Below are 16,353 nucleotides of genomic sequence, written 5' to 3' on the forward strand. Positions count from 1 at the left end.
GGCGTTCCATACCTCTTGGGGGAGGATCTGATCATGAAGTCAGTTTTCAAGTCGTGCGTGTCGTTTGCTGCGCTGGGTTTCGCCAGTCTTTCGGCTCCCGCTCTCGCCGCCGATCAGGCGCCTGCCGCACAGGCTCCGGCCGCCGATGATGGCCTGAACGCCATCGTCGTGACCGCCTCGACCGGCGACAAGACCAAGCTGAACAGTTCGATCTCGATCTCATCGGTTTCGGCCTCGACCATCGCCGATTTCCACCCCGCCTCGCAAGGCGACCTGCTGCGCCTGCTGCCGGGTCTTCAGCCCAACATTTCGGGCCCCGGCGGTAACGGCAACTTTGCCGTGCGCGGTCTGCCCGTGGCCACCGGCGGCGCCACCTTCGTTCAGCTTCAGGAAGATGGTCTGCCGCAGGTTCTGTATGGCGACATTCAGTTCGGCAACAACGACTATTTCACCAAGTTCGATGCGCTGACCGAAAGCGTGGACGCGGTGCGCGGCGGTACGGCGGCCACCATGGCCAGCCAGGCGCCCGGTGCAGTCATCAACTATCTCAGCAAGACCAGCAAGTCCGAGGGCGGCTATGTCGAGCTGGAGAAGGGCGTGAACTTTGACTACACCAAGGTCAATTTCCGCGATTCCGGCATCATCAACGACACGCTCTATTACAACCTGGGCGGTTTCGTCGACATTGGCCATGGCCCCCGCCACGCCTCTTATAACGTTTCGAAATCCTATCAGATCCGCGGCAACATCACCAAGGAGTTGGGTGACGGCAAGGGCTATCTGCGCCTGCTCTTCAAGGTGGCCGATACGCAGGAACCCAATGACACCGGCGGCATCGCCTGCGGCAACATCAGCGGCGGCAGCGGCTGGGGCGGCAAGGTCAGCAACCTTGGGCCCTGCAGCAATTTCGACACGCGCAAGCAGTCGATCTATTCGCTCAACAACGCCTCTTTCGCCTATGTTGATGTCGATGGCACGCGCAAGACCACTCCTCTGAACGGCATCACCACCAATCAGAAGACGCTGCAACTGCAGTTCCACTATGAATTCACGCCCCAGATCAAGCTGGACAACAATGCGCGTTACAGTGCGATCAGCGGCGGTTTCTCGTCGGGCTTCTTCAACGCCGCGCCCACCTCGAGCGTGATCGGCACCGCGCCCAACGAACTGACCAGCGCCACCGTGGCACAGGTTCGCTACGCCAACGGGCCGAACGCGGGCCAGCTTTACACCGGCGCGCTGCTCAACAACAACACCAACGTCTATGCCCGCATCCGCGATCTGGGCAGCTTCGTCAACGATCTGAAACTGTCGGGCAAGTTCGACCTGACCGGCAAGATCCGCGCGAACATCTATGCCGGCTGGTTCTTCATGAGCCAGAATGTTGCGATGGACTGGCACACCAACAAGACTTTCAGCGAAGTCAGCGGCAACAATCCGGCGATGCTGGACCTGTATGACTCGGCGGGTAATCTGCTGACGGCCAATGGTATTGCCGGTTACGGCAACAACTGGGGTTCGTGCTGCGCGCGTAATTACGACTATACTTTCACCGACAATGCACCTTACCTGAGCCTCAACCTGGACGGTGGCGCATGGCAGGTCGATGGTTCGGTCCGTCAGGACTTCAACCATGGCCAGGGCACCGGTTCGATCAGCACCGGCAATGCCTATACCGCCAATGTCTATCAGTATAACCCGGTGAAGTCCGCCTATGTCACCACGGCGATCCCCTATTACCTGCCCGATGCGGCGGCCGAGGTGATCAATTACAGCAAGCAGATGACCTCGTGGTCGTTCGGCGGTCTGTATAAGCCGATGCAGAACATGTCGCTCTTTGTGCGCGCCTCGCGTGGTTCGCGCTTCAATGCCGACCGCATGACCTTCAACGGTTACTTCAACAAGGACGGCTCGCTCAACAGCACCAGCGGCGCGGCGGCTGTGGGCGATTACGTCAACCAGTATGAAGTGGGCGTGAAGAACGGCGGCAATCTGCTGGGCGGCCGCTACACGGCGGAACTGACGGTCTATCGCTCGAACTTCAACATCACCACCTATGAACTGTCGGCCACCAAGTGCGGCGGTTCGGCCACAGGCTGCATCATCGCCAACAAGTATCGCACGATGGGCGCGGAATTCTATGGAACCTATCGCCGAGGTCCGTTCAACTTCATCGCCAACCTGACGTATAACAAGGCCGAAAAGATGCCCGCAGGCACCGCTGCCTATGTGCGTTCGGATGGCATTCCTGACCTGTCCTATACGTTTGCTGCCAATTACTCGATCACCGACAATGCCTCGATCGGCGCGAACGTGACCGGCGTGACCAGCACGGTGGACAACAACGGTCTGGAATATCCCGGCGCGGCCGTGGTCGGCGCCAATGTGAAGTACAGCCCGATCAAGAACCTGCAACTGGGCGTGAATGTCCAGAACCTGTTCAACACGCTGACCGCGATGGGCCCGGGCAATGGCATTGCCAGCACCAGCGGCAACAGCTCGATCATCAACATCACCAGCATGGTGGGCCGCACGGTCATGGCCTCGGCGCGCTTCAACTTCTGATAAAGGCCTGAAAGGGTCGCAAATTAGGGAGGCGGGCATGGAAGGACACTTCCGGCCCGCCTTCTTTTTGGTCTAGAACAAGGCATAAGGGAGAGGGTGATGGGCGATTCCGATCGGAAAATCCGCAGGATTCTGGTGGTGGGGGGCGGTTCGGCGGGCTGGATGGCGGCGGCGATGCTGGCCAATGCGCTGAAACAGAATTGCGTGATCACGCTGGTGGAAAGCGAGGAGATCGGCACCATCGGCGTTGGCGAGGCGACCATCCCGCCCATCCGCATCTTCAACGAAACGCTGGGCATCGACGAGCGCGAGTTTATGGCCGCTACCAAGGGCAGCTTCAAACTTGGCATCGAATTCGTCGGCTGGGGGCGTGAGGATACGCGCTATTTTCACCCCTTTGGCCCGCATGGGCGCAATTTCGACATGGTGCCGCTGCATCAATATTGGCTGAAGGCGCGGATGGCGGGTGATGACACGCCGCTCGATGATTATTCAATGGCATGGCATATCGCGCGCGCCGGGCGGTTTTCCCATCCTTCGCCCGATCAGCGCAGCGTGCTGTCCACCTTTGAATATGCCTATCATTTCGACGCGGGCCTCTATGCCCGCTTTCTGCGCGCCTATGCGGAAAAGCGCGGCGTTGCGCGGGTGGAGGGCAAGATTGCCGATGTCGGGCTGAATGGTGAAACTGGCTATGTGCGCGACGTGACGATGGCGGACGGGCGGATCATCGAGGCCGATCTGTTCATCGACTGCTCGGGCTTTCGCGGGCTGCTGATCGAGGGGGCGCTGAAAACCGGTTATGATGACTGGTCGCACTGGCTGCCCTGCGATCGTGCGGTGGCCATGCCCTGCGCCCACCCCAAGGCCGACCCCAACCCCACGCCCTTTACCCGCTCCACCGCGCGCGAGGCGGGCTGGCAATGGCGCATTCCGCTTCAGCATCGCATCGGCAATGGCTATGTCTATTGCAGCGACTTTATGGAGGATGACCGCGCCGCCGATTTGCTGACCCAGCGCCTTGATGGAGAGGCTTTGGGGGATCCGCGCCATGTGCGTTTCACCGCAGGCCGCCGCCGTCAGCACTGGAACAAAAATGTCATTGCGGTGGGCCTGTCATCGGGCTTTCTCGAGCCGCTGGAATCGACCTCGATCCACCTGATACAGGCCAATATTTCCAAGATCCTCGCGCTCTTTCCCGACAAGGATTTTGACCCCGCCACGCGCGATGAATTCAACCGCATCGCCCATGGCGAGATGGAGCGCATCCGCGACTTCATCATCCTGCACTACAAGCTGACCCAGCGGCAGGACAGCGAGCTGTGGCGCTATGTCTCGGCCATGGATATTCCCGATACGCTGGCGCTCAAGATCGAGCACTTCCGCCGCCATGGCCGCCTGATCGCGCGCGAGCTGGATCTGTTCGCGCCGCCCTCGTGGCTGGCGGTGCATGTGGGGCAGGGGAATATTCCCGAGGGCCTCGACCCGCTGATCGACTATCGCGGGGTGGATGCGCGCGATTGGCTGGGCAAATTGAGGGGGGCGATGGCGGCCGAGGCTGCGCGGATGCCGATGCATGGCGCGGTTCTGGCCCAGCATTGCGCGGCGGCGTGAATCCAGAGGCGATCCAATGGCGCGATACGGCCCGCGCCCTGCGTGCCCAGCAGCGGATGATCGAGGCTGATGAGGCTATCGCGCGCGCCCATGCGCTGGCGCCCGATGATCGCCTGATCGCCTTTCTCCATGCGCAATCGCGCTATGAACTGGGGCACCGGGCGGCGGATCTGTTTGCGCAGGTCTGTCGTCTCTGGCCCGACAATCCCGACGCCTTGCGCAATCACGCCATGGCGTTGGCAAGCGAGGGAGACATCGGCGGGGCAGTCGATTTGCTTACCGGCGCGCTGGCGCAAAATCCGCACTGGCTTGATGGGCATCGCGTGCTTGCCTCGTTGCGCTGGGTGGCGGGGGATGCGCAGGGGTTTGACGCCTCCTATGCCGCCGCCGCGCGCGCGCATCCCCGCGCGCAGGGCCTGTGGCTGGGCTGGTTTGCCGCCGTGGCGCAGCACCGTGACTGGCCCCGCGCCCGCGCCATCCTAGACGAGGCCGAGGGCCATCTGGGGCAGACCAAACCCCTGACCGAGGCGCGTCTGTTCATTGCCAATGAGAGCGGTAATGAGGCCGAAACCGTGCGCCTACTGGCAGAAACATCGGCATGGGACGATCCCTTTATCCAGATCGCCCGCGTCCGCGCCGCTCTGCGCACAGGCGATCCGGCGCGCGCGCTGGCCATCGCTTTGCCCCTGGCGCAGGCCGCACCCGGATCGCCGCTGGCGGGGCAGGCATGGCCCTATGTCTCGACCTGTTGGCGCCTGCTGGATGATCCGCGCGGGGCATGGCTCGATGACGATTTTGTGCGCGGCATGGACGTGGGGCTGAGCGAGGCCGAACTGGATGAGCTGGGCGAATGCCTGCGCGCGCTCCATATCGCGCAATTGCCCTATCCCGAACAATCGGTGCGCGGGGGAACGCAGACCGACCGTTCGGTCCTGCTGCGCCATGAGCTGATCCTGCAACGCACCCGCGAGGCATTAATGGCGGCAGTGGAGGATTATGTCGCCGCCTTGCCCGCGCCCGATCCTGCCCATCCCCTGCTTTCGCGCCCGCGCGACCATCTGCGGATCAGCGGCAGTTGGTCCGTGCGCCTGACGGGCGGAGGTTTCAACATCCCCCATTCGCACCCGATGGGCTGGATCAGCAGCGCCTTTTACGTCAGCCTGCCGCAGGATGCCGCACCCGCGCCCGCCGGTCATTTTCACTATGGTGCGCCGCCGCCCGAACTCGGTCTCGATCTCGTGCCCTATGCCACAATTGCCCCGCAACGGGGCCATCTGGTGCTGTTCCCCTCAACCCTGTGGCATGGCACGGTGCCGACCGCCTCAGGGGAGCGGCTCAATATCGCCTTCGACGTCGTGCCTGCTCAAGCCTGAAAGGCAAAGTGATAGCGCTGGCTGCGGCGCCCTCCGGCCGGCAGGATGTCCTGCGGCCCCCATTCACCCCGGCCAAAGCTGTTGGGCGCATGGCTGACCGGTTCGACGCAGAAGAAATCATGGTCGCCGGGGCAATAGAGGTGAAATCCCGCGCCGGGGCCGGATAGGGTGACACTCATTCCCGGCGCGGCAATCACGATGCTGGGATCGGGCGCGACAAAGAAATTGTCCAGCCCTTCCAGCGCCTCGATCCCGACCGGTGCGCCGGAAAACAGGCCCGATTCCTGCGCGCAAACGGCAAGGCCTGTGGGATCGTTGAACCACATCACCTCGGCACTGGCCGCCACCGTGCTTTCCGGTGAACGCGGGAAATAGGGGTGGAGGCCAAAGCCTGCGGGCATCGCCTCGCTCTCATGCCGGTTCTCGATGGTCAGTTCGACCCACAAGCTATCCTCCTCCAGCATAAAGGCCTGCCACGCAGCATAGGGCCAAGGCCAGTCGCCCGCATCCTCGTCCAGCCGCAGCGTGGCGTGATCGGGACCGACCTGCTCCACGCTCCACGCCCGGCGCCAACCATTGCCATGGATCGCATGAGGCGCGCCCAGATAATCGACCGCAATCGCATGATCCGCGCCGTTCAGGGTAAAATGCCCATGCGCGATCCGATTGGCAAAAGGCACCAGCGGAAAACAGGCCGTATCGAGCAGATCATCCCCAACCGCGCGGCGCAGCACCGGCACGCCCCCGCAATCAAGCGCCATGATCGAGCCGCCCTGCGCGGGCGCGATACGGCAAATGGCATCGCCCTTGGCGAGGTGGAGCAGCGTTTGATCGTTCATGGCCCGCTTTCTAACCGGATGCATGGAAAAGAGAAGGGCCGTGCAAACGGATGGAATGACAAATTATATTCAGTCAGCATTGAATGACATTCATGATGAATGCTAAGGGGCAAGCCGTTAATGTTCCCACATGCGATGATGGGCCAAGCACCCCCGCCAAGGTCCTCAACTTGTCGAGAATTCAGGAAAAACCATGATCGAATTGACCATCAACGGCCAAAAACGCCGAGTCGATGCGGAGAGCGACACGCCCTTGCTCTGGGTTCTGCGCGATGATCTGGGAATGATGGGCACCAAATATGGCTGCGGCGTGGCTCAATGCGGCGCTTGCTCGGTGCTGGTCGACGGTTCGGTGATGCGATCCTGCGTCACGCCGGTCGAGGCCGTGGCGGGTCGCAAGGTGACCACGGTCGAGGCAATGGAAAAGGACCCCGTGGGCGCCAAGGTCGTCGAGGCATGGGTCAAGCATCAGGTGCCCCAATGCGGCTATTGCCAGTCGGGCCAGGTGATGGCGGCGACATCCTTGCTGAAGCAGAACGCCAAGCCGAGCGACGCGGATGTCGAGGCCGCGATGGTCAACCTGTGCCGCTGCGGCACCTATAACGCCATCAAGGCTGCGGTGCGCGATGTGGCCGGATTGGAGAAGAAGGCATGAACCTGCCGTTTCAAACGCCGGTGAATGATCCGGTCAATGTTTCGCGGCGCGGCTTTATTGCAGGCGCGGGGGCTGGCGCGCTGGTGCTGGGCTTTGGCGTGCCGATGGGTGCGGCGCGTGCGCAGGGGGCGGCCAAGGTCGTGCCCGGCACGCGGGTTCCGGCTTTTCTGGCGATCCGGCCCGACAACACCATCCTGTTCCAAAGCCCCTTTGCCGAGGGCGGGCAGGGCGTGTGGACCGCGATGGCGCAGATCGTGGGCGAGGAACTCGACGCCGATCCGGCCGGCTTCACGGTCGAAAACGCGCCTCCCGGCCCCGATTATCAGGTCGTCTTTGGCCAGATGCGGATCACCGGCGGCTCCTTCTCGGTGCGCAGTTCCTATGCCACGATGCGCAAGCTGGGCGCGACCGCGCGGGCGATGCTGGTGCAGGCCGCCGCGCAGAAGATGAGCGTTCCGGCAGGCGAATTGACCACCGAACCGGGGCGCGTGATCCACAAAGCCAGCGGCAAGGCGATGACCTATGGCGAACTGGCGCCTGCCGCGCTGGATATGCCTGCCCCCGCCAATGTGGCGCTGAAGGACCCCAAGGACTTCCGGTGGATCGGCAAGCGTCAGGCGCGTTTGGACGTACGCGCTAAATCGACCGGCAAGGCGCAATTCTCCATCGACATGAAGGTCGATGGAATGCTCCACGCGGCGGTTCAGCATGCCCCGCGTCTGGGGCAGACCGTGGGCAAGATCCGCAACGAGGCCGAGGTGAAGGCGATGAAGGGCGTGCATTCGGTGCATGTCCTGCCCGGCGCCGTGGCGGTCGTGGCCGAGCGTTTCTGGCATGCGCGCCGCGCGGTGGAGGCGACCCAGGTCGATTGGGCCGAGGCGGTGGGTGAGACTTATCGCCCGATGCCCGCCGATTTCTCGACCGAGGCTTTCGCGCAATATCTGGCCAATTATCAGGGCAAGGAAGAGGTTGCCGAAACCGCAGGCGATATGGCCGCCGGCTTTGCGGGGGCCGCCAGCACCGTTAGCGCGACCTATCACAGCCAGTTTGTCAACCATGCGCAGTTGGAGCCGCCATCGGCGCTGGCGCGGTATAATGCCGATGGCACGCTGGACATGTGGTTCCCCAATCAGGCGCCCGAAATGTTTCTGGTCGAAGTGGCCAAGGCATCGGGTCTGGCGGCGGACAAGATCAACATCCATTCGCCGCTGCTGGGCGGGTTCTTTGGCCGCCATTTCATCTATCCCCATGGCACGCCTTGGCCGCAGGCGCTCGAACTGGCCAAGCGCGTTGGGCGTCCGGTCAAGCTGATCTGGACGCGCGAGGAGGAATTCCTGCGCGATCCTCTGCGCCCGATGGCCGCGGTGCGGTTTCGCGGGGCGCTGGACGCCAAGGGCATGCCGATTGCCATCGAGGCGATCAGCGTGACCGAAGGCCCGACCGAGGGCATTGCCGACAAGCGCGCGGCCAAGTTGGACGATGCCGCTCTGGAAGGGCTGACGGGCAAGAAATATGCGCTGCCCGCCAAGCGCATCGCGCAGGTCTTTGTCAAAAGCCCGACCACGCTGGCCTATTGGCGGTCGGTGGGCAATTCGATGAACGATTTCTTTTATGAAACCTTCCTCGACGAAATGGCCGACAAGGGTGGGCAGGACCCCTATGCGCTGCGCCTGAAACTGCTGGAGGGCAATGCGCGGCTGACCAATCTGATCAAGGCGGCGGTCGATCTGTCGGGCGGCTGGAAGGCCGGGCCCTTCACCGCGCCCGATGGCAGCAAGCGCGCGCGCGGCATTGCCATGGCCTCGCCTTTTGGCACCGAAACCGCCGCGATTGCCGAGGTCTCCATCGCCGATGGCCAGATCAAGGTCCACGATGTCTGGCAGGCGGTCGATCCGGGCAGCATCGTCAATCCCGCGATCATCGAGGCGCAGGTCAATTCCGCCGTGGCGTTGGGCCTGTCCGAAGTGCTGATCGAGGAGGCGGCCTATAAGGACGGCCTGCGCGTGGCGCGCAATTTCGATGGCTATCCGATCCTGACGCCTGATCGCATGCCGCGCGTGCATGTGCGGATCGTGGAAAGCGGCGCGCCGATGGGCGGGATTGGCGAACCGGGCCTGCCCGCTGTGCCGCCTGCGGTGGCCAATGCGGTGTCGCGTCTGGTGGGCAAACGGCTGCGCAAGATGCCGCTGGCCGGGTTTGCGTAACAGAAGAGGGCGGCGGGGTAAGACCCGCCGCTTCTTTTATGCGGCGCCCATCGGGTCCATCGTGCCCGCCGCCGCAATGCACCAGATCACGCCCAGCGCCAGCAGGGTTTCGAGCGTGACGCTGCGCCGCAGGGCGGCCAGGGCGCGGTGGCGCGCGCGCGGATCGATCGCCTGTTCAAGCGCGGGCACCAGATGGAACCGGTTATGCCCAGCCAGCAGGAACATCGCGCCAAACAGCCCCAGTTTGGTCAGCAATAACCGACCATAGAGCGTACCCGCCATCACCTCCCATTGCCCCGGCGGGGCCAGAAACAGCAGATTGGCCAGCCCGCTGAGCGCGAGAACGCCGACCAGCACCGTGCCGATCAGCGCAAATCCGCCCAATTGCCGCTCCAGCCGGGCCAGCGTGGTGCGATCATTGGCCCCGCTGCTCCACACCAGCGCGGTAAACAGCAGCAGCGCGCCCAGCCATGTCAGGCCTGCCCACAAATGCGCCATATCGCCGCCCAGCCGGACCACCGAGGCAAAACCCATTGAGGCTGCCGCATGGCCGCCCCATGCAAGACAGGCCGTTGCCGCGCCTCCCAGCACAGCCACGGCCAGCAAAGGCGCATTGCGCCGCCGCCACAGGATCACCCCCAGCGCCAGCGTCAGAAATAGCCCCCGCGCGATTACCGCCCAGCCCAGCGCCGTATCGGTCAGCATCGTCGAGACCATCTCGAAATCGAGATCGGCCACCGGGCTGGCTGCCATGCGCGCGAGGATGAAGGCGAATTCGCACGCCCCCAGCACCAGCCCCAGAGCGCATCCCAGCCCCAGCACCCGCCGCCCCCACGGCGAAGCGCAACGCTGGCCCAGCAGGCGGGCCGTCAGAGCAGCACCAAACACCAGCCCCAGATCGATGAACTGAAGCCAGCGCAGCCAGACCAGCGTTTCGCCGATCACTTGACGGTAAAGTTCAGCTTGCCCGCAACGCGATGCGTGTCGGTCGAAACCACATGCCAGTTGGCCTCATAGGTGCCGGCAGGCAGCGCGCGGGGCAGCTTGGCCACCAGCGTCACCTTGTCGGCGGCAAGGGCGGTTTTAACGCCGGTCATCTTCATCGGTTCGTGGTTGGCCATGCCGGGCATGCCGGTCATCACCACGTCCATACCCGACATCGCGGCCATCAGCGGCTCGCTGAAGGTGATCGAGACCTGCGTGACATTGGCGGCGGCGGCGCTTTCGGCCGGAGTGGCCGAAACGATCTTGGGATGGGCCAGCGCGGGCGCGGCAAAACCGGCAACCGCAACGCAGGCGGCCAGCGTGGAGGCGAGAATATGGCGCATCGGATCGAACTCCCTTAGGTAAGGCTTTTGCCCGAGCATGTCATACGATCATCGGGCGCAGGAGTGAAAGAGCATTTCAGATGTGCCCGGCGCAACACTATGCCGTTTCGAGGCGGCTCTTTGGCATCGTATTCACGCCCGCCGCCATTTGACCCGGCCCCGCCGCCACCCTATCCCCGCAACAGATCCGGCAAGGGTTTCCCAGACCGGGCCACAGGGGAGAAGAACGCAGTCAGGCAGCCATGCCCGCCCGATGCGCGCGCCCGTGCGGTCCGAATGGAGCCTGCCTGCGCAACAAAGGTTCGTTCATGGAAACCACTTTCCCCTCGCTGGTCAATGCCCACCGCCTCTCGGCCTTGCAGATCACGCTGTTTGCGGTCTGCTTTATGGTGGCCGCGCTCGATGGTTTCGATGTCGCGCTGATGGGCTTTCTGGCGCCTGCGATCCGTAACGGGCTGCATCTGGCGCCGGCCGAACTGGCCTCGGTGTTTGGCGCGGGGCAATTTGGCTCGGTGGCGGGCGCGCTGATTATCGGGCCGATGGCGGACCGGTTCGGGCGCAAGCGGATGATGGTGGCATCGACCCTGTGGTTTGCGGTGATGACGATTGTCTCGTCCTATGCGCCTGATCTGGCCTCACTGTCCTTGTGGCGGTTTCTGACCGGCTTTGGCCTTGGGGGAGCACTGCCCTGCGCCACGGCGCTGACTTCGGAATATTGCCCGGATCGCAAGAAGGCGAGCCTTACCACGGCGATGTTCTGCGGCTTTACCTTCGGTTCGGCGGTGGGCGGTTTCATCACCGCGTGGGCCGAGCCGCTGGTGGGGTGGCGCATGGTCATCATGGGGGCGGGGGTGGCGCCCTTGCTGCTGGTGCCGGTGGCGTGGATGCTGGTGCCGGAATCGGTTGATTATCTGCAACGCAGCCGCAGCAATGCCCGCGCTCTTGATCGCATTGCCGAGCGTGTCGGCGGGGTGGAGGGTTGGTCGGCCCATGCTGTCGCGCCGCAGCGCGCGCAGGGTTCGATCCTGAGCGATCTGTTCCGCTCACGGCCTGCGGGCGGCATTGTGCTGCTCTGGGTCACGTCCTTCATCACCCTGTCCATCGTCTATCTGCTCACCAGTTGGATGCCTTTGCTGCTGACCGCGCAGGGTTTTTCGATGAAGCAGGCTTCGTTGGCCACCGCGATGTTTCAGGTGGGCGGGACCATCGGGGCGGTAGTGCTGGGCCTGCTGATGGACCGTTTCCGGCCCAGCCGGGTGCTGGCGGTGGCCTTTGCGTTGGTGGGGGTGTTTGTCGTGCTGATCGGGCGGGTTCCGGCGCAGAATGCGCTGCTGCCGGCGCTTATCTTCATGGCGGGGGCCACGGTTTCGGGCGGGCAGGTGGGGCTGATGGCCTATGCCGCCGGTTGGTATCCGGCCCGCGTGCGCGCCACCGGGGTCAGCTGGACCAATGCCTGCGGGCGGATCGGCTCGATTGTCGGCAGTCTGGCGGGCGGGGCCTTGCTGGGGCTGGGGTTGGGCTATTCCTCGATCCTGATGCTGCTGGCGATCCCGGCGCTGTTTGCGGCGTTGGCCATTGGGTTACAGGGGCGCGCGGCCTGAGGCGAAAAGGGCACGCGCCCCCTTATGGCTCAGGCTTCTTCGCGGCGCATCTGCATCAATCGGCGGCGCGCCCGGATCGCGGCGGCGTCCGAGGGCAGGATGATCGGGCGCAGCGCCCAGAAATCCTGATCCCCCATCGCCTCCTGCTGGGCGCGTATCATCGGTTCGTCCTCCTCCAGAAAGACCCGGCGCGCCATTTGCGCGGCTTCCTCGCCATGGTCGCGGGTGAAGAAATAATGGGTTTCGCGCACGCTCTTGGGCGTCAGGATATGCGGATTGGCCATGGGCGGCACCACCGGCGCGCGGGTGTCGGCGCGGGCCACCCCGATCATCAACGCCAGCGAGGCCGGGGCGTGCCAGCGCATATGCAGCCATTGATCGACCCGCGCGTCTCCCACCATCGGCACGGCCCATTCGGGCGGGCGCGATCCGTTCATGTCCCACTTGTTCCACACCGCGCCACTGTCATCGCTCTCGACCGTCTGTTCGCCAAATTCGAACAGCGCGCCATTCACCCCGAAGGTTTCGGTGTGCAGAAATTCGGCATGGCTCAGGTCAAGCAAATTGTCCGCGATCAGCTCGTAATTCACATCCATCAGCAGATAGTCGCGGGCATCCTTCGCATCGTCGATGAAGGAGAAATCCGGGATCGTGGCGGGATCTGCCCGCTCCGCATCGCCGGGCCAGAACCACAAGGCCCCGTGGCGCTCGACCAGAGGGCGGGTGGCCACGCGGGCTTCTGGCGGCAGCGCCTTGCCAAAGGGGTTGAAGATGCAGGCGCCATCCATACCATAGGTCAACCCGTGATAGCCGCAGGCCACGCCATCGTCCACACGCCGCCCCCGGCTGAGCGGAACGAAGCGGTGGGGGCAGCGGTCGGCCATCATCACCCATGCGCCATCGCTCGATTGCAGGATCAGCCATGGTTCGTCCAGCAGCGTGCGCGCGAGGAAGCCATCGCGGGGAATCTCGGCGGCCCATGCGGCCATGTACCATGCGTTGCGGATATAGGGGGCCATTGCAAATCTCCTCTCTGTACGAGGGAGCGGGCCATGCCGAGTGTCTTTGATTGCTGCATGCCCGCACCCACGCGCGGGACTTTTCCCGCATTAAGCTGTGGGGCCTGCAGCATGACGCCATGAGCGTCTTCCCAGACCGGCTTGCACCGGCCACCAGGCTGTGCCCGCAGAACGGGCATGGCCGGGATAAATTAGAACCGTGATTCGAGTCAAGAATCATTCGTGGATCGAAAGGCGCTCCAGCAATTTTTCGCCCTGCGGCCCCATCACATCGGCCAGCGTATAGCGCTCCAGCACGGCAAAAAACGCATCGAGCGCCAGATCAAGCGGGCCGGGCAATTGGCATGCGCCCGCCAGTTTGCATGTGCCGCAGCCGACCAGATCGATCTCGCCCTCGGTGTGGCGGATCAGGCGGCCGACGTTGATTTCCCCGACGGGGCGGGCAAGGCGCAACCCCCCGTTGCGCCCCCGCAGCGCCTGAACATAGCCATGCGCGGCCAGATCGCTGACCACCTTCATCAGGTGATTTTGCGAGATGTCATAGGCCTTTGCCACCTCGCCGATCGAACACAGGCGGTCGGTGTGCGTGGCCAGATAGAGCATCACGCGCACGGCATAATCAGAGAAGCGGGTCAGGCGCATAGGGGATCATCCTAAAGATGCATTTCACTTGCATGATATATTTCGCCCCCATATATAGCATTCAAGATGCATGATTTGGAGTCGCTCCATGATCTCCCCTGAAAACCGCCCTGATCCAGTGTCCACGCCCGCGCTGGACGACGCCGCGCTGGCCGGTCTGGTCGATGCCTTTTACGCCCGCGTGCGCGCCGACGATGAACTGGGCGCGATGTTCAACGGGGCGATCGCGCCCGAGGACTGGCCCGCGCATCTGGCACGCATGGCGCAATTCTGGTCTTCGGTGATGCTGAGCAGCGGGGCCTATCATGGCAATCCCGTGGCCGCCCACATGCGCCATCGCGCGGCAATGGACCCATCTATGTTCGCCCGCTGGCTGGCGCTGTGGGAGGATACCGCGCGCCAATGCCTGAGCCCGCAGGACGCGCTGGCCGTGCAGGCCAAGGCCCGCCGCATTGCCGAGAGCCTGCAACTGGCGCTCTTCTTCCGTCTGCCCCGCGTCCAAAACGCCGCCTGAAACCCCCAAAGGAGCCCCCGCATGACCCCCGAACAGACCGCCATTATCAAGGCCACCGTTCCAATTCTGGAAACCGGCGGCGAGGCGTTGACCACCCATTTCTATAAGATCATGCTGTCCGAATATGACGAGGTGCGCCCGCTGTTCAATCAGGCGCATCAGGCCCATGGCACCCAGCCGCGCGCGCTGGCCAATGCGGTGCTGCTCTATGCCCGCCATATCGACAATCTGGGCGCGCTGGGCGCACTTCCGGCGCAGATCATCCAAAAGCATGTCGCGCTTCAGATCCTGCCCGAGCATTATCCCATCGTCGGCACCTGCCTGCTGCGCGCGATCCGCGAAGTGCTCGGCGAGGAGATCGCCACCGACGCGGTGATCGAGGCATGGGGCGCGGCCTATTGGCAACTGGCCAACATTCTGATCGGGGCCGAGGGCGCGGAATATGACCGTCTGGCTGCGGCGCCCGGCGGATGGCGCGGGGCGCGGCCCTTCCGCGTGGCGCGCAAGCAGGTGGAGAGCGCCGAGATCGTCTCCTTCTATCTCGAACCCGTCGATGGCGGAGCAGTGGTCGATTATCAGCCGGGGCAATATCTGGGCCTGCGCCTGACCATCGACGGACAGGAAGTGCGCCGCAACTATTCTCTCTCGCAAAAATCCGATGGCAGCACTCTGCGCATCAGCATCAAGCGCGAGCATGGCGGCGTGGTGTCGAACCATCTGCATGACCATGTGGTGCAGGGCGATGTGCTGGACGTGTTCCCCCCGGCGGGCGAATTCGTGCTGGCCTCGGGCGAGGCGCCGCTGGCGCTGATTTCGGGCGGGATCGGCGTGACGCCCACGCTGGCCATGGCGCAGGTCGCGCTGGAGGAGGGCGAGCGTGATGTCACCTTCATCCACTATGCCCGCAATGGCGATGTCCATGCCTTTGGCGATGTGATCGACGGCTGGGCGCGCGATTATCCGCGCTTTACCGCGCATATCGTTTATGAGCAGGGCGGGCATGAGGATGCCCCCTCCGGTCGCCCGTCGGTTGAGCAATTGCAGGCATGGGTGCCTGCCGAGGCTGATGCCTATTTCCTCGGCCCCAAGCCCTTTATGGGCTTCGTCAACCGCACGCTGGCGCAGATCGGCCTGCCCGAGGAACGCCGCCATTTCGAATTCTTTGGCCCTGCCGAAGCGCTCGACTGATGCCTACTGGCTCCCGCCCGGCAGGTAACGGCTGGGCGGGACGCCAAGGCGGCGTTTGAACATGGTGGTAAAGGCCGCCGCGCTGTCATAGCCCAGATCGAAGGCTATGCCCGTCACCGCCTCGCCCTGCGCCAGTCGGGGCAGGGCGATCAGCACGCAGGCCTGTTGCCGCCACTCGCCAAAACTCAGCCCCGTTTCCCGGCGAAAGGCGCGGGTAAAGGCGCGCCGCCCCATGCCCAGATCCGCGCTCCACTGGTCGATGCTGTCGCGCGGGGTGGGCTGCTCCAGAAAGGCCTGACACTTGGCCGCCATCGCGGGTGTTTGCGGAAAGGGCACCGCCAGCGGCACCGTGGGCGCCAGCGCCAGTTCGGCCAACAACAGCACCATCAGCTTGCCGTCGCGCCCCTCGCGGTCATATTCGGGCGCAATCTCGCAGGCCGCCTCCAGCAGGCTGCGCAGCAGGGGCGAGACCTGAATGACCTTGGTATGATCGCCCAGCCAACCTTGCACCCCCGGTTCGATCAGGACACTGCGCGTGCTGACCGCGCCCACCATGCGCACGGCATGGGGGCACCCGCCCGGCGTCCACACCGCGCGCTCGGGCGGGGCCACCCATGCGCCTTGCGGGGTGGAGAGCACCACCACGCCGCGCGCCGCATAAAGCAATTGCCCGCGCCTGTGCTGATGCCAGTCCAGTTCGAAGGTGGGCGGATATTCATTGCCCACGCCAATGATGGGCCGGTCGATATCTTCGACTATGGCAGGGTTGTTCCACGGCATATCTGTCCCAATCGCAAAGATGAAAGACCCA

At 63.9% G+C, this 16,353-nt stretch carries 14 protein-coding genes; 8 read left to right on the forward strand and 6 right to left on the reverse strand.

The genetic code is table 11. The features are described from left to right. Positions 1-33 precede the first annotated feature (33 nt). The 3 genes from FHW96_RS12345 to FHW96_RS26740 all read left to right on the forward strand — a co-directional run bounded on the left by FHW96_RS12345 (position 34) and on the right by FHW96_RS26740 (position 5,552). Complete coding sequence (locus tag FHW96_RS12345) at positions 34-2,565, forward strand: TonB-dependent receptor domain-containing protein (protein WP_172340878.1); 2,532 nt, start codon at positions 34-36, stop codon at positions 2,563-2,565. A 99-nt stretch (positions 2,566-2,664) separates the two neighbouring features. After that, positions 2,665-4,179 carry a tryptophan halogenase family protein gene (locus FHW96_RS12350; RefSeq protein ID WP_172340879.1) on the forward strand — a complete coding sequence of 505 codons (1,515 nt, stop codon included), beginning with the start codon at positions 2,665-2,667 and terminating at the stop codon, positions 4,177-4,179. Continuing rightward, positions 4,176-5,552: a putative 2OG-Fe(II) oxygenase gene (locus tag FHW96_RS26740; protein WP_172340880.1), complete on the forward strand. Its 1,377-nt coding sequence runs from the start codon at positions 4,176-4,178 to the stop codon at positions 5,550-5,552. Before FHW96_RS12350 ends, FHW96_RS26740 begins: the two co-directional genes overlap by 4 nt. Here the strand turns inward: FHW96_RS26740 and FHW96_RS12360 are convergent. Further along, complete coding sequence (locus FHW96_RS12360) at positions 5,543-6,391, reverse strand: aldose 1-epimerase (protein ID WP_172340881.1); 849 nt, start codon at positions 6,389-6,391, stop codon at positions 5,543-5,545. The genes FHW96_RS26740 and FHW96_RS12360 overlap by 10 nt on opposite strands. A 193-nt stretch (positions 6,392-6,584) precedes the next feature. On the opposite strand from FHW96_RS12360, the gene FHW96_RS12365 reads away from it, so the two are divergent. After that, positions 6,585-7,046: a (2Fe-2S)-binding protein gene (locus tag FHW96_RS12365; protein ID WP_172340882.1), complete on the forward strand. Its 462-nt coding sequence runs from the start codon at positions 6,585-6,587 to the stop codon at positions 7,044-7,046. Further along, positions 7,043-9,250: a xanthine dehydrogenase family protein molybdopterin-binding subunit gene (locus FHW96_RS12370; RefSeq protein WP_172340883.1), complete on the forward strand. Its 2,208-nt coding sequence runs from the start codon at positions 7,043-7,045 to the stop codon at positions 9,248-9,250. The genes FHW96_RS12365 and FHW96_RS12370 overlap by 4 nt, the downstream gene beginning before the upstream one ends. Before the next feature lie 36 nt (positions 9,251-9,286). On the opposite strand, the gene copD is transcribed toward FHW96_RS12370, so the two are convergent. Together copD and copC are read right to left on the reverse strand one after the other, a co-directional pair. Continuing rightward, on the reverse strand, positions 9,287-10,195 hold the full coding sequence (gene copD / locus FHW96_RS12375; RefSeq protein ID WP_172340884.1) for a copper homeostasis membrane protein CopD: 909 nt from the start codon (positions 10,193-10,195) through the stop codon (positions 9,287-9,289). Continuing rightward, the gene (gene copC, locus FHW96_RS12380; protein ID WP_172340885.1) at positions 10,192-10,578 is read right to left on the reverse strand and encodes a copper homeostasis periplasmic binding protein CopC; all 387 of its coding nucleotides are present in this window, start codon (positions 10,576-10,578) and stop codon (positions 10,192-10,194) included. The genes copD and copC overlap by 4 nt, the downstream gene beginning before the upstream one ends. A 308-nt stretch (positions 10,579-10,886) precedes the next feature. Between copC and FHW96_RS12385 the strand changes: the two genes are divergently transcribed. Continuing rightward, on the forward strand, positions 10,887-12,179 hold the full coding sequence (locus FHW96_RS12385) for an MFS transporter (RefSeq protein WP_172340886.1): 1,293 nt from the start codon (positions 10,887-10,889) through the stop codon (positions 12,177-12,179). A 29-nt stretch (positions 12,180-12,208) separates the two neighbouring features. Here the strand turns inward: FHW96_RS12385 and FHW96_RS12390 are convergent, their stop codons facing one another. Both FHW96_RS12390 and FHW96_RS12395 read right to left on the reverse strand, forming a co-directional pair. After that, positions 12,209-13,198 (reverse strand): aromatic ring-hydroxylating dioxygenase subunit alpha, encoded by a 990-nt coding sequence (locus FHW96_RS12390; protein WP_172340887.1) that lies wholly within the window; start codon positions 13,196-13,198, stop codon positions 12,209-12,211. Positions 13,199-13,414: 216 nt separating this feature from the next. Further along, positions 13,415-13,840: an Rrf2 family transcriptional regulator gene (locus tag FHW96_RS12395; protein WP_172340888.1), complete on the reverse strand. Its 426-nt coding sequence runs from the start codon at positions 13,838-13,840 to the stop codon at positions 13,415-13,417. Positions 13,841-13,928: 88 nt separating this feature from the next. Here FHW96_RS12395 and FHW96_RS12400 point away from each other — a divergent pair, with 88 nt between their 5' ends. Together FHW96_RS12400 and hmpA are read left to right on the forward strand one after the other, a co-directional pair. Continuing rightward, complete coding sequence (locus tag FHW96_RS12400) at positions 13,929-14,354, forward strand: group III truncated hemoglobin (protein WP_172340889.1); 426 nt, start codon at positions 13,929-13,931, stop codon at positions 14,352-14,354. A 21-nt stretch (positions 14,355-14,375) separates the two neighbouring features. Then, positions 14,376-15,542: an NO-inducible flavohemoprotein gene (hmpA, locus tag FHW96_RS12405; protein WP_172340890.1), complete on the forward strand. Its 1,167-nt coding sequence runs from the start codon at positions 14,376-14,378 to the stop codon at positions 15,540-15,542. Positions 15,543-15,545: 3 nt separating this feature from the next. Here hmpA and FHW96_RS12410 read toward each other — a convergent pair whose 3' ends face one another. Further along, entirely contained in the window at positions 15,546-16,322 is a 777-nt protein-coding gene (locus FHW96_RS12410; protein ID WP_172340891.1) for a helix-turn-helix domain-containing protein, read from the reverse strand. Between the last annotated feature and the right edge of the window lie 31 nt (positions 16,323-16,353).

Origin of the sequence: Novosphingobium sp. SG751A, from assembly GCF_013149295.1 — a bacterium.
Lineage (GTDB): Bacteria > Pseudomonadota > Alphaproteobacteria > Sphingomonadales > Sphingomonadaceae > Novosphingobium.